Genomic DNA, 24,487 nt, shown 5'->3' on the forward strand with positions numbered 1-24,487 from the left:
ACCGAGTAGAGTGTCTTATGGTTCTTTTCAATCAGTTGACGATCTGTCTAATGTAATCAGCCCGTCCCCTTTTTTATAATGAAAGTAACGATTGGTTCTCTCTTACGGGCGGCCTAGTTTCAGTTTCATATGCCTCCCTTTTCATCCATATAATGAATGGAGAGGCAGTGTGCTGCTGAACCGGTCTAAGCTTCTTTAATGATGAAAACGGATACATGGGGGCGGGAAGATGAAAATACATGAGCAGGCTCAAAATCTTCAGGCGAAAGATGATCAGTTGATCTGGCACCATATGAAAGGGACAAACAAGGAAAATGAAAGCATGGTCATTCACGAGGCAGAAGGCGCATGGGTGACTGATATTCATGGTAATCGATATTTAGACGGGATGTCAGGTCTTTGGTGTGTAAATGCCGGTTATGGCAGAAAAGAGCTGGCAGAAGCTTCATATAAGCAGCTAAATACAATGCCTTACTATCCGCTGACGCAAAGCCATGTGCCAGCGATTCAGCTGGCTGAAAAGCTAAATGAATGGCTTGGCGGGGACTATGTCATCTTCTTTTCTAACAGCGGTTCTGAAGCCAATGAAACCGCATTTAAGATCGCCAAACAATATCATGCGCAAAAAGGAGAGAGCACAAGAACAAAGTTCATCTCCAGGTATCGGTCGTATCACGGCAATACAGCAGCAGCCCTTGCCGCAACCGGGCAGGCGCAGCGTAAATATAAATATGAACCATTAGGTCAAGGCTTTATCCATGTCGCACCGCCTGATATGTATCGTCATCCTGAGGATCAAGATACATTGGCAAGTGCGGCGGCAATCGATCAAGCCATGACGTGGGAACTAAGTGAGACCATTGCTGGGGTCATTATGGAGCCGATTATTACGGGCGGCGGTATCTTAATGCCTCCGAAAGGGTATTTGAAGAAGGTCAAAGACATCTGTGAGGCTCATGGAGCGCTTCTCATTGTGGATGAAGTCATCTGCGGATTTGGCCGGACAGGGAAGCGGTTTGGTTTTATGCATGAGGAAGTAAAACCAGACATTATCACTATGGCAAAAGGGATCACAAGCGGCTACTTACCTCTTTCTGCAACGTGCGTGAAACGAGAAATTTATGAAGCGTACGCAGGGGAAGATACGTATGACAGGCTGCGCCATGTAAATACATTTGGCGGTCATCCTGCTTCCTGTGCGGTTGCCCTTGCCAACCTAGAGATCATGGAAAACGAGAAATTAGTAGAACGGTCTGACACGCTGGGGCAAGACATGCTCGAACGTTTGCAAGAGTTAAAAGAGCATCCATTTGTCGGTGATGTCAGAGGGAAAGGCCTGCTGTTTGGAATTGAGCTTGTCCAGGATCAACAGTCCAAAAAACCAGCTGATCCACAGGTTGTCGGTCAATTGATTGCTGAATGTAAAAAACGCGGACTGATCATCGGGAAAAATGGTGATACGGTTGCCGGCTATAATAACGTTGCCCAGCTTGCACCTCCGCTAAATATAACAGCCGAAGACGCTTCATTTATTATCAACACGCTAAAAGAAAGCATGGCACAGTTATAGCAGAGAGATTTCTCTGCTTTTTTCTATGGGAAGAGCACATACATTAAGATCTGCTAGGTGAAATCGGCATTGGATACACTAGGTGTATTGAAAAATAGAAGAGATTCTATTACTGTTAGGAGAAGACTGAACCAAAACACTTAGAAGGAGACGGCATATGAGTTTTCATGATCAACCCATTCTACCTGCTGTTCGCAATATGAAGCAATTTGAGGAATTTTTAAAAAGTCCATTTACATATGGGGTCTTACTTGATGTCCATTTAGGCCGGCTAAAGGGCATCATGAATGAGGCAAATGCTCATCATAAAAAAATGTTTGTTCATGTCGATCTCATTCATGGGATCAAACATGATGAGTATGGAACGGAATTTATTTGTCAGGAAATGAAGCCGGCAGGAATTATTTCTACTAGGTCTTCTGTCATAGTAAAAGCCAAGCAAAAGAAGGTATATGCCATTCAGCGAATGTTTTTACTTGATACAAGTGCCATGGAAAAAAGTATGGAGTTCGTAGGGAAACATCGCCCAGATTTTATTGAAGTATTGCCAGGGGTTGTGCCGGATTTAATTACAGAAGTGCGCGAGCGAGCTGGTATTCCAATATTTGCAGGCGGGTTTATCCGCACAAAAGAAGATGTAGAAAGAGCACTTGAAGCAGGAGCTACAGCTGTGACAACATCGAATACAGCCCTTTGGAAAGCGTTCCAAAAGTGAAAAAGATAAAATGTGAAAATTGATTGACAACGTTTTCATCCTCTGATACTATAGCACTAAGTTAATATCATGTGATGGAGAAACGGAGATCCACAACAGCGCTTTACTAGGTGACAAATGACCCTGATGTAAAGTATGTTTGTTGTGGATCTTTTTTCTTTATCTTTTTTTACACATTCATAGGGGATGGCAACTGAACCAGAGGAGGAATTTTCATGACACCATTTTGGGGTGAAGTCGTAGGTACAATGCTTCTCATTATTTTTGGAGGCGGTGTATGTGCGGCAGTCAATTTAAAGAAATCGCTCGCATATCAGTCCGGCTGGATTGTAATCGCTTTCGGATGGGGATTTGCAGTAGCCATAGCAGCTTATGCAACAGGTGGAATCAGTGGAGCGCATTTGAATCCAGCACTAACAATTGGGCTTGCGCTTGAAGGAAGTTTTCCTTGGGCTGACGTACCAATGTATATTGCCGGTCAAATGCTTGGCGCATTAATAGGAGCTATTATTGTCTTTTTACATTACTTACCGCACTGGAAAGCAACAGATGATCCAGGTGCAAAGCTGGGTGTATTCTCAACTGGTCCTGCGATTCCGCATACTTTTGCAAACGTACTTAGTGAAGTCATCGGTACATTTGTATTGGTTCTAGGAATCTTAGCGATTGGTGCAAATAAATTCGCAGACGGAATCAATCCGCTGATTGTTGGATTCTTAATTGTGGCAATTGGTCTTTCTTTAGGCGGAACAACTGGTTATGCAATCAATCCTGCACGTGATTTAGGTCCGAGAATTGCACATGCGATTCTGCCGTTTCCAGGTAAAGGTCCATCGAATTGGAAGTATGCTTGGGTGCCAGTCGTTGGTCCAATTTTAGGCGGCGCATTTGGCGGTGTTTTCTACAATGCAGCCTTTAAAGCGAACATCACTCCAGCCTTTTGGATTGTAAGCGTTATTTTAGTTGTGGTATTGTTAGGACTCTATGTCTCTACGAAAAATCAAACAAATGCTGTAAATGAAAGTATGTAAGGGGAGGAAAACATCATGGCAAAAGAAAAATATATTCTCGCTTTAGATCAAGGGACAACAAGCTCAAGAGCGATCTTATTTGATCAAGAAGGCAAAATTGCCCATACAGCTCAGAAGGAATTTAATCAATATTTTCCGAACCCAGGCTGGGTAGAACATAATGCAAATGAAATTTGGAGCTCTGTTCTATCCGTCATTTCAACTGCTTTAATTGAATCAGGCATTGAAGCAGATCAAATCGCCGGTATCGGAATTACGAACCAGCGTGAGACAGCAGTTGTTTGGGATAAACATACAGGCGCACCCGTTTATAATGCAATTGTCTGGCAGTCTAGACAAACGTCTGGCATTTGTGAAGAGTTAAAAGCGCAAGGACACAATGAAACGTTTAGAAATAAAACAGGTCTTCTCATTGATGCTTATTTCTCAGGGACAAAAGTAAAATGGATTTTAGATAATGTAGAAGGTGCTCGTGAGAAAGCAGAAAATGGCGACTTGCTGTTTGGCACAATTGATACATGGCTCATTTGGAAGATGACAGGCGGTCAATCACACGTCACAGATTACTCCAACGCGTCAAGAACATTAATGTTCAACATTTACGATCTGAAATGGGATGAAGAATTACTTGATATTCTTGGCGTACCTGCTTCTATGCTTCCAGAGGTGAAACCATCCTCACACATCTATGGTGAAACAACAGACTATCACTTCTTCGGCAGAAATATCCCGATTGCAGGAGCGGCGGGAGACCAGCAGTCTGCACTATTCGGTCAGGCTTGCTTTGAAGAAGGAATGGCGAAGAACACGTATGGTACAGGATGTTTCATGTTGATGAATACAGGGGAAAAAGCAATTAAGTCGGATCATGGTTTACTAACGACAATTGCATGGGGCATTGACGGTAAAGTTGAATATGCTTTAGAGGGAAGTATTTTCGTAGCTGGTTCAGCGATTCAGTGGCTGCGCGACGGACTGAGAATGTTTAAAGACTCAAAAGACAGCGAAGCTTATGCAAAGCGAGTTGAGTCAACAGAGGGCGTATATGTCGTTCCAGCATTCGTTGGTCTAGGCACACCATACTGGGACAGTGATGTCAGAGGCGCTGTATTCGGATTAACACGCGGTACTTCTAAAGAGCACTTTGTCCGTGCAACGTTAGAATCACTTGCTTATCAAACGAAGGATGTTTTAGATGCGATGGAAAAGGATTCAAACATCTCATTAAAAACGTTGCGTGTGGATGGCGGAGCTGTAAAGAATGATTTCTTAATGGGCTTCCAAAGTGATTTGCTGGATGTACCAGTAGAGCGTCCAGAAATTAATGAAACGACGGCACTCGGTGCGGCCTATCTTGCGGGAATAGCAGTTGGCTTCTGGAACGACCGTTCAGACATTGCAAAACAATGGAACCTTGACAAGCGCTTTGACCCTAAAATGGAAGAGGACAGCCGCGACTCGTTATACAGCGGGTGGAAAAAGGCTGTAAAAGCAGCTCAAGCTTTCAAATAAACCAAAAGTATGGTATACTTCAAGTAAGTTAATAGAACGGTTGGAGAACTGGAGAGACCGCAGGCACCGAAGTGTAGAAATACGCTTTGGGTGTTTGCGGTCTCTTTTTCTTTACCGTACAACATGGGAGGAACAAGAGATGACTTTTTCTAGCTTAGAAAGAGAACAAATGCTGCAGGAAATGACAAAAAAACCATATGATGTGTTTATCATTGGTGGGGGTATAACAGGCGCTGGTACAGCACTTGACGCGGCTTCACGCGGAATGCGTGTCGGTCTTGCAGAAATGCAGGATTTCGCTGCAGGTACGTCTAGCCGCTCAACGAAACTAGTGCACGGCGGACTTCGTTATTTAAAACAATTTGAAGTGAAAATGGTCGCAGAGGTCGGTAAAGAGCGTGCCATTGTATACGAAAATGGTCCTCATGTCACAACGCCAGAATGGATGCTTCTTCCGATGCATAAAGGCGGGACATTTGGTAAGTTTTCAACCTCTATTGGGCTTAGAGTGTATGACTTTTTAGCTGGCGTAAAGCATAGCGAACGCAGAAGCATGCTAAGTGCAAAAGAAACACTTGAAAAAGAACCGCTTGTCAAAAAGGACGGCTTAAAAGGCGGCGGCTACTATGTTGAATACCGTACAGATGATGCACGCCTCACAATCGAAGTCATGAAAGAGGCTGTGAAATTTGGAGCGGAGGCGGTCAACTATGCGAAAGTAAAAGAATTTATTTATGATAAAGGCAAAGTGGTTGGTGTTGTCATTGAAGATGTCATGACACAGAAAACCTACGATGTGTATGCGAAGAAGATCGTCAATGCGACAGGTCCATGGGTAGATCAGCTGAGAGACAAGGACCACTCAAAAGAAGGAAAACATTTACAGCATACAAAAGGAATTCACTTAGTATTTGACCAATCGGTCTTTCCATTAAAACAAGCGATTTACTTTGACACACCTGATAAACGTATGGTCTTTGCCATTCCAAGAGAAGGCAAAACGTACGTTGGAACAACAGATACAGTGTACAAGAAACAGCTAGAGCACCCGCGTATGACAAAGGCCGATCGTGACTATGTCATCCAAGCGATTCAGTACATGTTCCCTGATCTCAATATTACAGAAAAAGATGTAGAATCCAATTGGGCCGGTCTTCGTCCGCTCATTCATGAAGAGGGCAAGGATCCTTCAGAAATTTCTCGTAAAGATGAAGTGTGGACATCATCTTCAGGCTTAATCACCATTGCTGGCGGTAAATTAACAGGCTACCGTAAAATGGCTGAGCATATTGTCGATCTAGTACGTGATGGACTGAAACAGGAAACGGGCAAAGATTATGGACCGTGTAAAACAAAACATATGCCAATCTCAGGCGGCCATGTAGGCGGATCTAAAAACATGGCAGCCTTTGTTCAAGCGAAAACAGCAGAAGGAGCATCTGTTGGTTTAACAGAACCGATTGCACAAAAACTAGCTGAAAAATATGGCTCAAATGTCAGCAGTCTCTTCAAACGTGTCGAGCAGCTTCAAGGGGAAGCAGACAAACGAAATATTCCAGCGTATGTACTGGCAGAGCTTGTCTATGCGATTGAAGAAGAATTAGCCGTTACTCCTGTTGACTTCTTCTTAAGAAGAACAGGAAGCCTATTATTTAATATCAATTGGGCAAAAAAATATGCACAGCCAGTCATCGATTATATGGCAGAACGTTTTGGCTGGGATGAAGCAGCAAAACAGAAATATCAAACAGAATTAGATCAACTATTCCATGAAGCAGTCGTACCGCTTGATGCTGAATAAAAAGAAGACAAAGGGCTAAAGCAAGATCATTTTAACCCTTTGTGAACAATCTGAAAGCCGATCATGTATCGGCTTTTTTTATTTGTGCAGCATTTTTTCCAACTGCTAATGATATAGCATGACATAAAGGATGATTCCATATAAAATAACAGTAGATGTTATTTTATTGATGATAAGAGCTGGGGAGGACGACCATGAGTTGGAAGACGAATTATGAGCGATGGATCAATGAGAAGCACCTGGATACTGAACTAAAGGAATGGCTGGAGACGCATCAAGATGACCACCAGGCCCTTGAAGACTGTTTCTACAAAAACCTTGAGTTCGGCACTGGAGGAATGCGCGGTGAGATTGGTGCAGGCACGAACCGAATGAATGTGTACACTGTTCGTAAAGCATCAGCAGGTCTTGCTGCATATATTGCGAAACATGGAGAGGATGCAAAAAATAGAGGCGTCGCCATTGCATATGATTCACGCCATAAATCGCCTGAATTTGCAATGGAAGCAGCCAGAACACTTGCTTCACAGGGCATTCAAACGTACGTATTTAATGAATTGCGTCCGACACCAGAGCTCTCCTTTGCGGTTCGTGAGCTGCATGCATTTGCTGGAATCGTCGTGACAGCAAGTCATAATCCACCAGAATATAATGGCTATAAAGTGTATGGTGAAGATGGCGGGCAGCTGCCTCCATTTGAAGCAGATCAAGTCATTCAAGAAGTAGATGCAATTGAAAATGAACTGTCGATTTCAGTTGATTCTGAAGAAACGTTGAAACAGCAAGGGCTGATCAAAATAATCGGAGAAGAAATCGACCATGCTTATATTGAAAAATTAAAAACCATTAGTGTGCACCCTGAGCTGGCACATGAGGTCGATGTCAAAGTCGTGTTTACTCCGCTTCATGGGACAGCCAATCACCCTGTCAGAAACGGGCTGCAGGCTCTTGGATATCAGCATGTCACTGTTGTGCCTGAGCAGGAAAAACCAGATCCACAATTCTCAACAGTGACCTCGCCGAATCCAGAGGAGCATGCAGCATTTGAGTACGCCATTAAGCTTGGTGAAAAACAAAATGCAGATATCCTCATTGCCACAGACCCAGACGCTGACAGGTTAGGCATTGCGGTCAGAGATCACGAAGGAGAATTTACCGTCTTAACAGGCAACCAGACAGGCGCCCTGCTGCTTCATTATTTATTGTCTGAAAAACAAAAGCTGGGTCAATTGCCGCCTCGTCCCGTTGTGATGAAAACCATTGTCACAAGTGAGCTTGGGCGCGCTGTAGCATCAGCTTTTGGTGCCGACACGATAGACACACTCACAGGCTTTAAATTTATTGGAGAAAAAATTAAGCAGTTTGAAAAGAGCGGAGAATACACGTTTCAATTCGGTTATGAAGAGAGCTATGGCTATTTGATCGGTGACTTTGCCCGAGATAAAGATGCGGTGCAAGCGGCACTTTTAGCCGTTGAAGTTGCTGCCTTCTATAAAAAGCAGGGCAAGTCCTTGTACGATGCGCTTGTCGATATTTTCAAGCAATTTGGATTTTACCGGGAAGGATTAAAGTCGTTAACCTTAAAAGGAAAAGAAGGAGCAGAGCAGATTTCAGCGATCCTTCATACCTTTAGAACAAATCCGCCAGCTGCCATCGCAGGGCAGCGCATCACAGTGATTGAGGATTATCAATCAAGTCAAAGACAACTTGTGGCTGAAAAGAAAGAGGAAACCATTCACCTGCCAGCATCAAATGTGCTGAAATATTTCCTTGAGGATGGTTCGTGGTTCTGCTTAAGACCTTCCGGCACTGAGCCTAAAGTGAAATTTTATATTGCAGTCAAAGGCACGTCTTTAACAGATAGTGAAGAAAAGCTAAAGCATTTGTCAGAAGAAGTGATGAAAGTCGTTTATGATATTGTGGAAGAAACAGCGAAATAACGAAAGACAAGGCCATCGTGTATGAATGCATGATGGCCTTTTCTCAGCCAAAAGGATGAGAAGAAATCATTCTTTTGGAGAAAGAGCGACGAGGGGGCTCATGGTATAATGAGCGTAATGATAAGTGAAGGCTGCAAATGCCGGGGGTAAACAGTATGGGAGAATACCAAGAGAAGGTTGAAACATTAAAAACGTTAAAAGAAATTGCTGAAAAGCTAAATGAAGGCATGGAAATGAAAGAAACGCTCCATGAAGTGCTCCATATGCTGATGGATGTCACAGGCTTTCATTCAGCATGGATTTATTTTATAGAAAAAGACGGGTCATATGAACTGATGGCAGAGGTTTCCTTACCTGAAGCACTTGCAAAGCATCAAGAGCAGCTCATGTGTCAAAATGATTGTTATTGCATCAACCGATACACAAAAGGCTCGCTGCAATCAGCCACCAATATTATTAACTGCAAACGGATTGAAACGGCAATTGAAGAAAAGCTCGGGGATACAGAAGGAATTACTCATCATGCGACCGTACCGCTAAAAGCGTGTAAGCGTACGTTCGGCTTATTAAATGTGGCGGCAAAAGGAAAAGTCACATTTACGCAAGAAGAGCTGAATTTGCTTGAAAGCATTGCACTTCAAATTGGCACCGCCATTCAGCGGATGAAGCTTGTGCAAAATGAACAGCAGCACGCACTTCTGGAAGAAAGAAACCGGCTGGCACAGGACTTGCATGATTCTGTCAACCAAATGCTGTTCTCTGTGAGTCTGACTGCTAAGGCTGCACGGCAAATGACAAGCGATCAACATTTAGGAGAAATGATTGATTTTATTCAGCATTTGTCACAAGATGCTCTGATTGAAATGCGGTCACTCATTTGGCAGCTGAGACCCAGAGGCCTTGAAAAAGGGTTTACGACAGCAATTGAAGAGTATGCACAGCTTTTAGGATTACGCTGCACTTTATCTTTATCAGGCTGTATAGAAATGGACCATTCTCACAATGAAACTTTGTTTCGGGTATGTCAAGAAGCGCTCAATAACTGTCAAAAACATGCGGAAGTAGAAGAAGTCGAGGTCAAGCTTGAGCAATCAAAAGACACGTTGGAGATGAAAATCATTGACCACGGAAAAGGTTTTCAATATGACGAGCAGATGAGCCTTCCTTCACTTGGGCTGAAAGGGATGTCTGACCGCATCCGAAGAGCAGGTGGTACATTTTGTATCCATTCAGAGTTAGGTAAAGGGACTACGATTCATGTAAAAGTGCCATTTTCACAAGAAAGGAAGGGATCGTCATGAGAGTTGTCATTGCAGATGATCATCATATTGTGAGAAAAGGGCTTGTGTTTTTCTTGCAGACACAGTCTGATGTGGACATCGTTGGTGAGGCGTCCAATGGGCAAGAGGCATTAGAGGTTGTCAGAGAAACCCGGCCTGACATTGTCTTAATGGATTTGTCTATGCCTGTAATGAATGGCATTGAGGCAACGAAACAAATGACGCTGGAAATGCCGGACTCCCGCATTGTGATCCTGACAAGCTATGCGGATAAAGATTATGTCATTCCCGCCATTCAAGCAGGGGCGAAAGCCTATCAATTAAAGGATGTAGCACCAGAAAAGCTGCTTTCGACCATGATTGAAGTTCAAAATGGCACCTACCAGTTAGATGGTCATATCACGACCTTTCTCGTGCAGCATCTGACAGAGCCAAAAGAGCAGAAATGGGCATTGATGAAAGAGCTCACCAATAGAGAGCGAGATGTCTTATTTGAGATTGCAAAAGGCAAAAGCAACAAAGAAATTGCCTCATCGCTGTTTATTTCTGAAAAAACTGTCAAAACGCACGTATCTCATGTATTATCAAAATTAGAGCTGGCAGATCGAACCCAAGCGGCTCTGTATGCAGTGGATTATCAAAAAAATCAGCCGAAAGAGCTGCTATGACAAAAGGAGATCTAGGCGTCATGCTAAAACTTTTAAGCGCACATTCAATTCAATGAATTGAATAAAAAAGAGAAGCATGAACAGTCTAATTTCTAATAGAAAAACCATAAAAGACTTGATGAGTGTATGCTCATCCAGTCTTTTTTTATTTTAAATGAGGGGATGAACCGGTCAATCACAGGTGAATGTAAAATAGGAGGGGATCTAGTGGAGGCATATGAATTAGTAAGTGATTTTCGTCATGATGATGACAAATTAAAAGAGAACTTGAATAAGCTTGCGATCCATACATTAACTCTAACGCTTCCCATTACAGCGCACTGCTAATTGTATATAAAAGGGAAGGGCTAAAAAAAATTCATTTTAGCCCTTTTTCTTTATGTGTACATCGGTTGTGAATAAACTTCAGAAGCAGCAGCCTCTGAAGCATGATCAATGTACTGCAGGAGCCCATATAAACATTTTTCAACATCTGCATCGTTCCGGTTAAATTGATACGCATGTAAGAAATGCTCAATACGTTTCGAGAGCAAATCATCTTGCGTACGTACCATAAGAATAAGTAAATTATCCCATTGCGAGCGATGCGTATAATAAAGTGCTTTATCATAATCCGCCACATTCATTAAACCTTCTCCTTTCCCTTGAGAAGTCTTCATTAGTTTGCTCGGATCATATCGACTTTTTCAGGGGAAAAGTTGGTGTCCGCATCAATCGTGTACCGGGAATTATAGGCTGAATAATTGCTTCATGTATGAAAAAGGACAGGCTTGCTAAACCTAAACAAAACATATATGAAAGTGAGTTCAATGATATCATGCAGCCGAAATGGTGGATGCTTATTGCAGCAGGAATCGTTTTGCTTGGCAGTTTGATGATTCATCCTGCATCAAAAGCAGCAGTGCAGCCGTTTGAAAATTGGGAAAGACTTGCGTACACAGCGTTTAAAGATGAATATAAAGGTGCCGCATTAAATGATTATCATTACATTGGCCGGACAGAAGTGAATGATGAGCAGACAAAAGATGTGTTTCGCGTCACTGTAAAGGAAGGGTCAACTCGCTTTGCCGCACATGCAGAAATTTATTTCCATCCGGTGACTGGTCATTTGATTAGTATTAACGTGTTTCGACTATAAAGAAGCACCTTTTTTTGTAAAGGGTGCTCGAGGCGTTCAGTCAAAAAAGACAAAGGGCTAAAATAAAGATCATTTTAGCCCTTTGTCCAACAATTTTTTCGAAATGGAATTACTTCATGCTACCTTGAAGATAAGCGCGAATATCCACACCAAGTGAATCTGCTAATCGCTGGCCGTAATCTTCATCGGCACGATAGAAGTTGCAGATTGCAAGTAATTTTGTTTGGTCATTCACATCTTTCAAATCAGCTGTTAGGTTTTTAATCAATGCTTGTTTCTCTTCTTCAGAGTAGCTTCGATATTTTTCTCCAGCTTGTTTGAAATCGTTCGGTTTTTCAATTTTTTGTCTCACCATACGGTCACCGTGAAGAACTGGCTCACTTTCTTTGTAGTGAGGGTTTTCTTTTGGCTGATCGGCATAACGGTTTGGTTCATAGTTAATATGACCGCTTGGACGAGTCGTTGTCATAAAGCCATCCTGCTGGTTATTGTGTACAGGTGCATAAGGGCAGTTAACCGGAATGCGCATGTAGTTCGCACCAAGTCGGTGGCGCTGCGTATCAGGATATGAGAACAGACGGCCTTGAAGCAGTTTATCTTCAGATGCCTCAATTCCTGGAACAAATGCACTTGGCGTGAAAGCAGACTGTTCCGTTTCAGCAAAGAAGTTTTCAGGGTTGCGGTTGAGTGTCATGCGTCCTACTTTTTGAAGCGGGTAATCTTCCTCGCTCCACGTTTTTGTTGGGTCACATGGATCATAATCAAGTTCATCATAATCGCTAAGCGGCATAAGCTGAACATATAAGTCCCATGCTGGGAAGTTGCCTTTTTCAATGCGGTCATATAAATCTCTTGTCGCATGCTGGAAATCGTTTGCTTGAATTTCCGCTGCTTCTTCCATAGATAAGTTGCGAATACCTTCAGAAGGTCTCCAGTGATATTTTACATATTTTGCTTCGCCGTATTTATTCACCCATCTAAATGTATGCACACCAGAACCGCGCATTTCAGCATAGCTTGCAGGGATTCCTTCGTCAGAGAAAAGCCATGTGAGCATATGAGTGGATTCAGGCGTTAAGGTCATAAAATCCCAATAACGGTCAGGATCTTGAATATTGGTTACAGGATCTGGCTTGAGAGAGTGAACCATATCAGGGAATTTCAATGCATCACGAATAAAGAAGATCGGCAAGTTGTTACCAACGAGATCATAGTTGCCTTCTTCTGTATAAAATTTGACAGCAAAGCCGCGCGGGTCACGCAATGTTTCAGGTGAACCTTTCGGATGAATAACGGTGGAGAAGCGAACAAAAACGTCTGTTTGTTTTCCTTCTTCACTTAAGAAGGCTGCTTTTGTATGTTTCTCCATGCTGTTTTCTACTTCAAACACACCGTAAGCGCCGGCGCCTCTTGCATGAACGACGCGCTCTGGAATACGTTCACGATCAAAGTGTGCGAGTTTTTCAATCAAATGGTAATCATCAAGAAAGGTAGGTCCGCGGTGACCAGCTGTTCTTGAGTTTTGGTTATCGCCAACAGGCACGCCTTGGTTCGTTGTCAAATTTTTATGATTTGAATTTGTCATTCTTTTCTCCTCCTGTAAACAAAAAAGTGTTTTCTAGCAATCTATATACCCTAATTATATTGAATCAAACATGATAGTCAATATTTATTTATAATAATTTTAAATAAATTATTATTACAAGAAGGTAAAGAAAAAGACGAAAGAATAAATTCTTTCGCCTTAAAGCAGGAGCTCTCTAAGAGCATCTTTGTTTCGTGTTAAATCGTTTAGTGTGTATCGGTCTAGAACGCTTAAATAAGCAGTGAGTGCTTCATGAAGTACATGCTTTAATGAACAAATTGGGGAGATAATGCAGCTGTTTTTCTTTGGATCAAAGCATTCAACCATGACTAAATCATCCTCTGTATAACGGACAACCTCTCCAATATTAATGCTTTCTGGGCTTTTTCCAAGCCTGATCCCGCCATTTCTTCCGCGAATCGTTTCCACATACCCGCGTTTTCCAAGATGATAAATCACCTTCGTCAGATGATTTTTAGAAATGCCATAAACATCGGCGATCTGCTGAATATTTGACAGTTCATTATTTTCTCTCGAAGCTAAATAAATGAGTACCCTTAATGAGAAATCTGTGTAATTCGTAAGTTTCATTTTGACGACCTCTAAACCTAATAGAGTTTTGTATCATCGTAACACATTTTAGACAAAAACTGTTCGAGAAAGTGTAAAATGTGACAACATTTAAAACATGTATTATAAATATTGCTTTTAGAGACTGTCATCCATTACGATAAAGATGTATTTAAAATACTTCTTTTGAAAGAAGGAATGACGATGTTTTCTAAAGATCAAATGAATGCAATAAAGCAATCAGCTCCTCTACTAAAAGCCGAGGGAACCAAACTTGTCACTGTTTTTTATCAAAATATGATTCGCCAGCACCCGGAGCTGCTCAATCAATTTAATAAAACAAATCTGATGAACGGAAGTCAGCCAGAGGCACTTGCTGCGACACTATATCAAGCTGCACTGCACATTGATCGATTAGAGGAATTACTTCCTGCGGTCAAACAAATTGCCCATAAGCATGTCAGTGTCATGGTCAAAAAAGAACAATACCCAATTGTCGGATATCACCTGATTGAAGCGATGAAAGATGTGTTTGGCTTAAGAGAAGAAGATGCCACTTTATTAGCTTGGAAAGCTGCATATGACATCATTGCGAATATTTTCATTACTATAGAAGCAGAAATGATGGATGAAAATGTGAAACAGACAGGCGGATGGGCAGATGTGAAGCCGTTTGTGATTAAGAAAAAGAAGCAAGAATCTCCATCGCTTATCTCTTTTTATTTAGTACCAGAAGATGAATCAGAGCTGCCATTGTATCAAGCAGGCCAATACATTACGGTTCAGGCAGATATGCCAGGAGAGGCCTATATGTGCAGCAGACAATATAGCTTATCAGACGAGCATCATCCATCTTATTACCGTATTACAGTGAAGCGTGACGGTCATGTGTCTACATTTTTGCATGATGAAATGGAAGAAGGGGACGTTCTTCAAGTGAGTATGCCGCAGGGAATGTTCTGCTTGCAAGGAGACACAAAAGAGCCTGTTTATTTCATCAGTGCTGGGTCTGGTGTCACACCAATGATTGGTTTAGTGAAAACTGCCGCACAAAACAGCCAGACATTCACGATGATTCATGCAGATCGATTAGAGGATGTAAATGCTTTTGAAAATGAGTTTGAACGCGTTCTAGCTTCAGCTTCCCATGGGCGCATCATCCTATGTAACGAACAATTTGCGCAGTCTGGAAAGGGTGAGCTTGTTGAGAAAGTGTCTTCCCGCATTGACCGTCCATTTCTTCAATCGGTGATCGGAGAAGGGAAAGGCCAATTTTATCTATGCGGTTCCCCGGTGTTTACACAGGAGATCATTCATATTTTAAAAGAGCTTGGAATTCCATCGCGCAATATTCATTTCGAAGCATTTGGCGGGCAATCCACAAAAGAAATGGAAGTCGTCTAAACGGTTGGCGGAACATCATGTTTTTTTACATACGCTCATATAGTAGGGATAAGTCCGATGAGGAGGGATGGTTTCCTTGAGCGTATCTGAAAAACGTCTTTTACAAAGAGCGATTGATGAAATTACAGAAATTGCAGAAGGATTTGGTCTAGATTTTTATCCGATGAGGTATGAAATCTGTCCCGCGGAAATTATTTATACGTTCGGTGCATATGGAATGCCAACACGATTCAGCCACTGGAGCTTTGGGAAGCAATTTCATAAAATGAAGCTTCATTATGATTTAGGATTAAGCAAAATTTATGAACTGGTAATCAATTCAAATCCTTGCTACGCCTTTCTACTAGATAACAATACGCTCGTTCAAAATAAATTAATTGTGGCTCATGTATTGGCACACTGTGATTTCTTCAAAAATAATTGCCGTTTCCAAAACACAAAACGAGATATGGTCGAAAGCATGTCAGCAGCGGCAGAGCGGATCAAAGAATATGAGCATATCCACGGAACAAAAGAAGTCGAAGCCTTTTTAGATGCCGTATTGGCTATCCAGGAGCATATTGATCCGTCTCTTGTTCGATCAAAATTAAGCTGGAATATGGACGATGAAGAAAGTGAAGATGATAAACCAAAACGTCAAACGCCTTATGATGATTTGTGGGGAATGGATGAGCCGAAAATGCGTGAGAAAAAGAAAACCGTTAAGCAGTTTCCGCCAAAGCCTGAAAAGGATCTTTTACTCTTTATTGAAGCGCATTCCCGGGAGCTGGAGCCATGGCAGCGGGATGTTCTTACCATGCTGAGAGAAGAAATGCTCTATTTTTGGCCGCAGCTGGAAACAAAGATTATGAATGAAGGCTGGGCATCGTATTGGCACCAGCGGATTATGCGGGAGCTTGATTTGGATTCAAGTGAATCGATAGAATTTGCGAAATTAAATGCAGGTGTGGTGCAGCCATCTAAAACAGGCATCAATCCTTACTATTTAGGGCTGAAAATTTTTGAAGATATTGAAGAACGCTATAACAACCCATGTGAAGAATTAAAAAAAGCAGGGGTCAAAGAAGGATCTGGCCGCAGTAAAATGTTTGAAGTCAGGGAAATTGAATCGGATATTTCCTTTATTCGAAACTACTTAACGAAAGACCTTGTGATGAGAGAAGACTTGTACTTGTTTCAAAAGCAGGGGAGAGACTATAAAGTCATTGATAAAGAATGGAAGGCGGTTCGTGATCAGTTAGTCAGTATGAGAGTGAATGGCGGCTTTCCGTATTTGACCGTGATCGATGGCGACTATTTAAAAAATAACGAACTTTATATCAAGCATTGGTATGAAGGCATTGAACTTGATCTGAAATACTTAGAAAAAGTCCTTCCGTATTTATATCAGCTGTGGGGAAGAAGTGTGCATATCGAGTCAGTTCTTGAAGGAAAAGAAGTGATGTTTTCTTATGATGGAAAAGGGGTTCATAGGAAATATCTCGCTTAATGATCATAAAAAAAGATGTCCTCAAACGGACATCTCTTTTATGTGACTGGGGCTGGATTAAATAGACACAAATCGTTATGAATCCCCCAATGATCGGCCCATGTTTCTTTCCGGCCGCTGGCGATATCTAGTATATAATGAAACAGGTCTGTACCGACTTCCTCGATTGTTGCTTCTCCGGTTGCAATACGGCCGGCATCAAAATCAATAAGATCCGGCCATTGTGTCTGTAAGCTGGTTTTTGTAGAAACTTTTATTACAGGTGCTGCTGCTAGGCTGTATGGAGTTCCTCGGCCTGTTGTGAAAATTTGTACATTCATACCAGAGGCGAGCTGCAGTGTTCCGCAAACAAAATCGCTTGCCGGCGTTGCAGCAAATATCAGCCCTTTGGTGGCCGCTTTCTCACCAGGCCCAATCACACTAGATATTGGACTTGTGCCAGATTTGGCGATAGAACCAAGCGCCTTTTCTACGACATTGGATAAACCGCCTTTTTTATTTCCTGGGGAAGGATTTGCACTTCTATCTGCTTGACCTCTGCTTAAATAGTCGTCGTACCATTTCATTTCCCGTATAAGTGCCTGCCTCGTTTCTTCATTCAAAGTTCTTGGAGTTAATAGGTGAATGGCATCACGCACTTCTGTCACTTCTGAAAAAAGAACCGTTGCTCCTGCTTTGACAAGGAGGTCTGCTGCATATCCAACGGCGGGGTTTGCTGTTACACCTGAGAATGCATCGCTTCCACCGCATTGTAAGCCTACCACTAAATCCGATACAGGACATGGGACGCGTGTCCGCCTATTGAGTTTCTTTAGTTTGTGCTCTGCAGCCTTCAGAATGGAGGTAATCATTGAAGAAAAGCCTGATTCCTCCTGTAATGTTAAAATATCGTCTTGCCGCTCTTCTGACACAATGCGTGATGGTATGAGTTTTTCACAGCCTAATCCAATGACGAGCACTTCTCCGCCAAAGTTCGGATGTGTGGCTAAGTTTTGGATGGTTCTGATGGGAATGACCGCATCTGGTGCATGAATGGCCACACCGCAGCCGTATTGGTGGTGGAGGGGAATTACGTCATCCACATTTGGATATTTCGGCAGCAGATCTTCCTTGATTTTTTTGACCGCATAGTCAAGAACCCCAACGACACATTGCACGCTTGTTGTAATCCCGAGAATATTTTTAGTACCAACAGAATGATCTGGATTTCGGTATCCCTGAAATTCATAACCATCAAGCTTTTTAAGCGGAGGACCGCTGTATGTTAGGCATGATAATTTGTCTAAAGGAGGAGGAGCTGGCATTTGAACGAGCTCTTCTTTCACCCAGCTTCCCTGTATGATGGTTTCGTTAGCGTATCCAATGATTTCACCATATCGCACAATTGGTGCATGCTGTTCAATTGTCTTAAGTGCAACTTTATGCCCTTGAGGGATGCGTTCAGTTAACGTCAATCCACTTGAAAAGCTGGTGCCAGCTGGTAGTCCGCCATCATTTACGATGATTGCTACATTATCCTTTGAACTTACCTGAATATATAGGGGTGCTTCCTTTGCTTTTTGATTCAAGAGATCACTCCTTTGAAAGCGCTGTCTTTTTTAAGAGGAGAGGAAGCATATCCGCTTCCGTATCATGGCGTTTGATTTAATCCTTTTAAAATTTTATCACGTACAAACTTCAAATGTTCATGCATATGGAAGTGTGCTTGATATGGGTCTCTAAGCTGAAGCGCTTCATAAATTTTCTGATGATAATTAACGGTCACGTTTTTTTCTCGATAAGGAATTTGGCTGTCAATCTTGGCGTGTGATACTAAAAGCGCCTGAATCATGCCTTCAACAACTGGATTGTTTGCACTTAAGGCAATAATCCGGTGGAATTCTTTATCGGCTTCACCATAGTTGTTATCTGTACTTTCCTCAATCATTTCAATGGTTCTTTCTAATTTTTTTAATTCTTCATCACTAATTTTCTCAGCAGCAACGGTGACAAGGCCTAGTTCTAGTACCATACGAGCTTCTAGAATGGCTGGTAAATTATCTTGAGCCAGTGCGAGCATAACTGAAAATGGCTGATTGCTAATTTTATCATTAAAATATGTACCGCCTCGTGTTTTTCTAGTGATAACGCCTAATGTTTCAAGAGAACTTAAAGCTTCGCGCAATACAGGGCGGCTTACCGATAAAATATCCATGAGTTCCATTTCTGTTGGCAGTTTATCACCAGCTTTTAATTGTCCGCTAGACAATAAATGAACGATACGTTCTATGACTTGTTTTGCTAATGTTTTTCGATTCACTGTTTCAAATTTAAGTTCATCCATACTTTCATTCACGAGTCATTCTCTCCCTTCAGTTGTTCAATTGTAAGACAAAATGAAGGGGAATACAATCATTTACAGTCAAACTACCGAATCAAACACGGTTTTTTCGGGTCGAATGTCCAGCCATTCATGAGATATTGCATCTGAATGGCATCATTTCTTGCACCAAGCTTCATTTGTTTATATAAACGGTTGGCTTCCTCTATCTTTTCTAGATCAATTTGAATACCCAGCCCGGGTTCTTGTGGCACTTTGACACGACCTTCTTTGATTGAAAGTGGGTTCCTTGTTAAATGCTGGCCATCTTGCCATATCCAGTGGGTATCAATCGCTGTTATATGACCTGGTGCAGCAGCGGCAACGTGTGTAAACATGGCCAGAGAAATATCAAAATGGTTGTTTGAGTGCGATCCCCAAGTCAAGCCGTTATCATGACACGTTTGAGCGACTCTAACTGAACCTTCCATTGTCCAAAAGTGCGGGTCCGCCAGTGGAATATCAACTGCATGTAATTGGATGGCGTGTGACAATTGACGGAAATCAGTTGCGATCATATTTGTAGCCACTTGAATGCCGGTAGCTCGTTTGAATTCGGCCATAATTTCTCTTGATGAGAATCCGTCTTCTGCTCCACATGGATCCTCTGCATATGCAAGCACATGTTGTTTTCCTTTGCAAAGCTGAATGGCTTCATCAAGAGACCACGCTCCATTAGGATCAAGTGTGATGCGCGCATTTGGAAAACGTTTTGAAAGAGATTCTACAGCTTCCATCTCTGCTTCCCCGGAAAAGACACCGCCTTTTAACTTGAAATCCTGAAATCCATAGCGTTCATAAGCCGCTTCAGCCAAACGGACAATGTCGATCGGTGTTAGTGCTTTTTGACGCCTTAGCCGGAACCAGCTGCAAGATGAATGATCTTCTTTCAAATAGGGGAGAGGGGTTTTCATTTGATCCCCTATGTAAAATAAATACCCAAGCATGTCAACGACCTGTCTTTGTTGACCTGTTCCTAATAAGGAGGCAACCGGTTCTTCTAAAAATTGACCTAATAAATCCAAGAGAGCCGCTTCTATCGCTGTAACAGCATGTATTGTTGTCCGTAAGTCAAAGGTTTGATTGCCTCTCCCGCTTCTATCGAGGTCTTGATATGTTTGCTGCACCGATTGCAGGATGGCATGATATTGCCCAATTGGTTTTTGGAGGACAAGTCTGGCGGCTTTTTCAAGTGTTTGTCGAATGTTTTCACCGCCGGGAACTTCTCCGACTCCTTGACGGCCACTGCTGTCTGTTAGTATGACAACATTTCTTGTGAAAAAAGGTCCATGCGCTCCGCTTAGATTCAAAAGCATACTGTCATAGCCGGCAACAGGAATCACCTTCATGTCAGTAATGTAAGGGAGATTGTTTGCTCGTTCCTTTTTGACTTCTTTTAAGTATTGATTCATATATATCCTCCTTTATATAAAGCGCTTTCAAATAGAGCTGGATGGGACTTGGGCCGGAGGTGTTGAAGGGGGTTCTTTTAACTTCACACGTTTAATGGGACCCACAAGGAATAAATAACTTAAGATTGCAATAACGGCATTACTGCCGACAAAGACGAGCGCACCACTGAAAGAGCCTGTCGCATTGACAATATATCCAATGATAATGGGTGTTGTAATGGATGCAATGTTGCCAAAGGTATTAAATAAACCGCCGCTTAACCCGGCACATTCCTTTGGGGAGGTATCTGATACAACGGCCCAGCCAAGTGCACCGAATCCTTTTCCAAAGAAAGCAAGCGACATAATCGCAACAACAATCCATGAAGATTCTGTATAGTTGCAGATGATCATACTGCATGAAAGAAGCATGCCGATAATAATGGGTGTCTTTCGTGCGAAAGTAAGCGATTTCCCGCTTTTTAATAAAAAATCGGATAACAAGCCGCCAAGGATTCCGCCTAAAAAACCGCAGAGAGCTGGCAGGGAAGCAACAAAACCTGCTTCGAGAATGGACATTCCTTTTGCTTGAACAAGATACACAGGAAACCACGTCAAGAAAAAATAAGTGAGGGTGGTAATGCAATATTGAGCAATATAAACCCCAATTAACATCCGATTTGAAAGTAATTGTTTCACGTATGGCCATTTGGATTCTTTGTTTTGCTGGCTCTTTTCATCATCCATTGAGGTCAAAGCCCCGCCTTTTGATATGTAATCGAGCTCTGCTGCGTTAATTTTCGGGTGTTGTTTTGGATTATAGACGGTTTTTATCCAAAGAAAAGACAGCAAAATACCGAGGATTCCCATAACAACAAAAACAGAATGCCATCCTAAAGAATGTGTAAGCCAGCCCATAATTGGAGAGAAAATGACAAGCGCAAAATACTGAGCTGAATTAAAGAAAGCAGAAGCTGTTCCACGTTCAGAACTAGGAAACCATGCAGCCACTACACGGCTATTGCCTGGAAAGGAAGGAGCTTCCGCCAGCCCTACTAAAAATCGCAGGGTAAAAAGGAGAATAATCGCAGTACCCGCTGTAAAAAAACCTATGGCACCTTGAAACAATGTAAACAAAGACCAAAAGAAAATACTGCAGGCAATCACCATTTTAGAACCGAATTTATCCAATAAATAACCGCCAGGCAATTGGCCAATGACATATGCCCAGCCAAAAGCAGAAAAGACATAACCCATTGATACAGAGCTAAGACCAAGGTCATGTTGAACAGAATCTCCAGCAATAGAAAGGGTAGCACGATCTGCATAATTGACAGAAGTGACAAGAAACAGCATGAAGACGATAAACCAGCGGACAGACGTTTTTTTATCAGTTTGTGAAGCATGGAAGAGGTTATTTATCATCATTTCTTCTCCTTTTCTAAAATAGAGAATTGAGGAGGGCAGATGCCCTCTCAAATGCTTCAATTTTACGATTTAATGAAAACGGTTTGAATGGCTGTAAAGAATTCCTTTGCCGCTTCTCCTTGTTCACGAGAATGAGAGCTTGATTGTTTCATTCCACCAAATGGTGCCTGTAACTCTACACCAGCACTTTCTGCATTAATTCTAATGAGCCCAGCTTGGATATTCTGAATAAAGGACAGCATACGACCGATATTTTGTGTGAAAATAGAAGCGCTTAAGCCAAAAACCACATCATTGGCAATGTGAAATGCTTCATTGATATCTTGCACTTTGATTAAAGCAATGACAGGACCAAATATTTCTTCTTGAGCGATGGTCATGTCTGAGGTGACATGTTCGAAAATAGCAGGCTCAATAAAATAACCATTCTGATAATCACCATCTGTTAATGGTTCCCCGCCAAAAAGGAGGGTGGCACCTTCTTTTTTTCCAGTTTCAATATAGGAAAGGCATTGATCAAGCTGCTGTTTGCTTGCGATCGGACCCATCCATACGTCTTTTTTTAAACTGTCCCCAATAGTGATCTCTTGCGTTTTTTGAACGAGTTTTACTTTAAAGGCATCATAGATGTCTTCTTGGACAATGACTCGGCTCGTTGCTGTACATTTTTGTCCAGTTGACCGGAAGGCTCCTGTAATGGCTGCTTCTACCGCAAGATCAAGATCCGCATCATTGGCTACGATAACGGGGTTTTTTCCTCCCATTTCAAGCTGATACTTAATCCCGCGATCAAAGGCTTTTTGACCGATGGCTTTACCCGTTGCATTTGATCCAGTAAATGTAATTCCTTGGATATTTGGATGTTCAATCATTCCTTGACCTACGACAGCTCCCGATCCTGTGACCATATTGACTACTCCTTTTGGAAGGTGGGCATCTGCAAAGCAGGCCATGATTTTTGCGCAAGTAACGGCAGTTTCTGTCGCAGGTTTAATGACGACCGTGTTCCCATAAATGAGTGCAGGAGCCATTTTCCAAATAGGGATCGCAATAGGGAAATTCCAAGGAGAGATGATGCCTACAACACCTAATGGAACCCTTTTAGTGAACATGAGTGCCTCTCGGTCAGTAGAAGGAATGACATCGCCTTCTTTGCGCATTCCTTCGCCGGCATAGTAGCGGAGAATGGCTACACCGCGTGCCGTTTCTCCTTTTGCCTCAGGCAGAGTTTTACCCATTTCTTTTACAGCAGTAATGGCAATGTCATCGAGACGTTCTTCCAGCAAATCAGCTGCTTTATAAAGATATTGTCCTCGTTCTGCACCTGATAAATCTCGCCACATCGTCTTTGCTTCATGAGCTGCAGTGATGGCTGCGTTTACATCTTCGAGACTTGAGCGCTGCACATATCCAGCAGCCTCCTCTTTGTCGGCAGGATTTTGAATGGGGATCACTTCTCCTGTGGAAGCCTTTACCCATTCACCATTGATATAATTGAAGTACGTTTTTTGTTTCACTGAAGTGGACATAATATGAGCTCCTTTCTTTCGTTAATTCACAGCCGCTTTTTTCGGGAAGCGTTCCATTGCGTGCTGTAAAATGTTCTCTAGTTCTTGATAGTGTTCTTTTTCTACAGGAACAACAGGCGGTCTTGCTGAATTGCGGACAGAATGTCCCATGATGTTCATGCCGGCTTTAATGAGTGAGACGGCATAGCCCTTTCTCTGTTGGCGAATCCGGTTAATCGGTAGAATAACAGTTGTGTAAATGTCCTTGACCGTTTCTTGATCACCCGTTTTTAGTGCGTGATAAAACATTCTTGAGATGTGCGGGATATAATTAGAAATTGCGGAGGAATAGGAATGAAAACCAATCGGTAAGTAAGCCGGCATTGTGACCTCTGCCATAGGCAATCCATTTATATAGCTGAGCCTGCTGCCTATTGTATAGGAAAGATTCACGTTTAAATCCATATCACCGACCCCATCTTTTACACCAACAAGCTGTTCAAAAGAAGTGAGCCGTTTGATTTGCTGCACAGAAAGAACAGCATTATCTCGTTGATATAAGATGGCATTTAGGTTTGTACTTTCTATAATGGTTTTGGCGTATTCATATAGTCCTTCTTGTTCACCATGAATTAAATAAGGAGGGAGTAATAAGTAACCGTCAACGCCTTTTTCCTCGGAAATTTTCGCCCACTCCAGTGCGGTATTTAAATTTCCTCCAACTCCTGAATAAACAGGGACTTGACCACCGGCAGCTGCAAGTGCCACATCAATCATTTGCTCGTATTCTTTTTGACTAATAGACTGAAATTCTCCCGACCCACATGCAATAAAAATGGCATCGAGCCCTTCGTCTAGTAAGAATTGAATGTTTTGAAATAGTGCTTCCTCAGAAAGCTGACCATTTGCTTGAAAAGGAGCGATAGGAAAACCTAATATGCCTTCTGGTGCTCTTCTACCTTGAATCATTGCTAAAAACCTCCTGTAATTTGTTAAAAAGAAAGGTAAGCGCTACCAAAAACTCTTTTGTTTAATTGTAAGACAAATAAACAATTTGTCAATATCTTTATTTTCAGAAATTTCAACTGGAAGATTGAA

General features: G+C 42.1%; 20 protein-coding genes. 11 read left to right on the top strand and 9 right to left on the bottom strand.

Going from position 1 to position 24,487, the window contains the following annotated elements:
* Positions 1 to 229: 229 nt before the first annotated feature.
* From NSU13_RS04620 to NSU13_RS04655, 8 genes are all read left to right on the top strand, one after another.
* Positions 230 to 1,570: an aspartate aminotransferase family protein gene (locus NSU13_RS04620; RefSeq protein WP_342489897.1), complete on the top strand. Its 1,341-nt coding sequence runs from the start codon at positions 230 to 232 to the stop codon at positions 1,568 to 1,570.
* A gap of 157 nt (positions 1,571 to 1,727) precedes the next feature.
* On the top strand, positions 1,728 to 2,285 hold the full coding sequence (locus NSU13_RS04625) for a glycerol-3-phosphate responsive antiterminator (protein WP_024425304.1): 558 nt from the start codon (positions 1,728 to 1,730) through the stop codon (positions 2,283 to 2,285).
* Positions 2,286 to 2,500: 215 nt separating this feature from the next.
* Entirely contained in the window at positions 2,501 to 3,316 is an 816-nt protein-coding gene (locus NSU13_RS04630; RefSeq protein ID WP_342489898.1) for an MIP/aquaporin family protein, read from the top strand.
* 15 nt (positions 3,317 to 3,331) lie between these two features.
* Entirely contained in the window at positions 3,332 to 4,828 is a 1,497-nt protein-coding gene (gene glpK / locus NSU13_RS04635) for a glycerol kinase GlpK (RefSeq protein WP_034282273.1), read from the top strand.
* 139 nt (positions 4,829 to 4,967) lie between these two features.
* Positions 4,968 to 6,629: a glycerol-3-phosphate dehydrogenase gene (gene glpD, locus NSU13_RS04640; RefSeq protein WP_034282271.1), complete on the top strand. Its 1,662-nt coding sequence runs from the start codon at positions 4,968 to 4,970 to the stop codon at positions 6,627 to 6,629.
* A 194-nt stretch (positions 6,630 to 6,823) separates the two neighbouring features.
* A complete protein-coding gene (locus NSU13_RS04645) occupies positions 6,824 to 8,569 on the top strand; it encodes a phospho-sugar mutase (RefSeq protein WP_144496534.1) in 1,746 nt (581 codons plus the stop codon).
* A 155-nt stretch (positions 8,570 to 8,724) separates the two neighbouring features.
* Entirely contained in the window at positions 8,725 to 9,870 is a 1,146-nt protein-coding gene (locus tag NSU13_RS04650) for a GAF domain-containing sensor histidine kinase (RefSeq protein ID WP_342489899.1), read from the top strand.
* On the top strand, positions 9,867 to 10,517 hold the full coding sequence (locus tag NSU13_RS04655) for a response regulator transcription factor (protein WP_024425298.1): 651 nt from the start codon (positions 9,867 to 9,869) through the stop codon (positions 10,515 to 10,517). The genes NSU13_RS04650 and NSU13_RS04655 overlap by 4 nt, the downstream gene beginning before the upstream one ends.
* Positions 10,518 to 10,894: 377 nt before the next feature.
* On the opposite strand, the gene NSU13_RS04660 is transcribed toward NSU13_RS04655, so the two are convergent.
* A complete protein-coding gene (locus tag NSU13_RS04660; RefSeq protein ID WP_024426598.1) occupies positions 10,895 to 11,143 on the bottom strand; it encodes a YhdB family protein in 249 nt (82 codons plus the stop codon).
* Positions 11,144 to 11,391: 248 nt separating this feature from the next.
* Between NSU13_RS04660 and NSU13_RS04665 the strand changes: the two genes are divergently transcribed.
* The gene (locus NSU13_RS04665) at positions 11,392 to 11,655 is read left to right on the top strand and encodes a YqzG/YhdC family protein (protein WP_224426432.1); all 264 of its coding nucleotides are present in this window, start codon (positions 11,392 to 11,394) and stop codon (positions 11,653 to 11,655) included.
* A 109-nt stretch (positions 11,656 to 11,764) separates the two neighbouring features.
* Here the strand turns inward: NSU13_RS04665 and NSU13_RS04670 are convergent, their stop codons facing one another.
* Positions 11,765 to 13,240, bottom strand: a complete 1,476-nt coding sequence (locus tag NSU13_RS04670) for a catalase (protein ID WP_024426596.1) — start codon at positions 13,238 to 13,240, stop codon at positions 11,765 to 11,767.
* A 159-nt stretch (positions 13,241 to 13,399) separates the two neighbouring features.
* Complete coding sequence (locus NSU13_RS04675) at positions 13,400 to 13,831, bottom strand: Rrf2 family transcriptional regulator (protein WP_034282262.1); 432 nt, start codon at positions 13,829 to 13,831, stop codon at positions 13,400 to 13,402.
* 183 nt (positions 13,832 to 14,014) lie between these two features.
* Between NSU13_RS04675 and NSU13_RS04680 the strand changes: the two genes are divergently transcribed.
* Entirely contained in the window at positions 14,015 to 15,214 is a 1,200-nt protein-coding gene (locus NSU13_RS04680) for a globin domain-containing protein (protein ID WP_342489900.1), read from the top strand.
* Positions 15,215 to 15,290: 76 nt separating this feature from the next.
* Positions 15,291 to 16,703 (top strand): SpoVR family protein, encoded by a 1,413-nt coding sequence (locus tag NSU13_RS04685; protein WP_034282259.1) that lies wholly within the window; start codon positions 15,291 to 15,293, stop codon positions 16,701 to 16,703.
* A gap of 38 nt (positions 16,704 to 16,741) precedes the next feature.
* Here the strand turns inward: NSU13_RS04685 and garD are convergent, their stop codons facing one another.
* The 6 genes from garD to kdgD all read right to left on the bottom strand — a co-directional run bounded on the left by garD (position 16,742) and on the right by kdgD (position 24,358).
* The gene (gene garD, locus NSU13_RS04690; RefSeq protein ID WP_065214176.1) at positions 16,742 to 18,271 is read right to left on the bottom strand and encodes a galactarate dehydratase; all 1,530 of its coding nucleotides are present in this window, start codon (positions 18,269 to 18,271) and stop codon (positions 16,742 to 16,744) included.
* A gap of 62 nt (positions 18,272 to 18,333) precedes the next feature.
* Entirely contained in the window at positions 18,334 to 19,038 is a 705-nt protein-coding gene (locus NSU13_RS04695) for a FadR/GntR family transcriptional regulator (protein WP_034282256.1), read from the bottom strand.
* Between the two features lie 71 nt (positions 19,039 to 19,109).
* Complete coding sequence (locus NSU13_RS04700) at positions 19,110 to 20,474, bottom strand: enolase C-terminal domain-like protein (RefSeq protein ID WP_342489901.1); 1,365 nt, start codon at positions 20,472 to 20,474, stop codon at positions 19,110 to 19,112.
* Positions 20,475 to 20,501: 27 nt separating this feature from the next.
* A complete protein-coding gene (locus NSU13_RS04705; protein WP_046310382.1) occupies positions 20,502 to 21,878 on the bottom strand; it encodes an MFS transporter in 1,377 nt (458 codons plus the stop codon).
* A 65-nt stretch (positions 21,879 to 21,943) separates the two neighbouring features.
* Complete coding sequence (gene gucD, locus NSU13_RS04710) at positions 21,944 to 23,410, bottom strand: alpha-ketoglutaric semialdehyde dehydrogenase GucD (protein WP_342489902.1); 1,467 nt, start codon at positions 23,408 to 23,410, stop codon at positions 21,944 to 21,946.
* A 21-nt stretch (positions 23,411 to 23,431) separates the two neighbouring features.
* Complete coding sequence (gene kdgD, locus NSU13_RS04715) at positions 23,432 to 24,358, bottom strand: 5-dehydro-4-deoxyglucarate dehydratase (protein ID WP_046310385.1); 927 nt, start codon at positions 24,356 to 24,358, stop codon at positions 23,432 to 23,434.
* Positions 24,359 to 24,487 lie beyond the last annotated feature (129 nt).

It is taken from the genome of Bacillus sp. FSL M8-0049 (assembly GCF_038593355.1).
GTDB lineage: Bacteria > Bacillota > Bacilli > Bacillales > Bacillaceae > Bacillus > Bacillus safensis.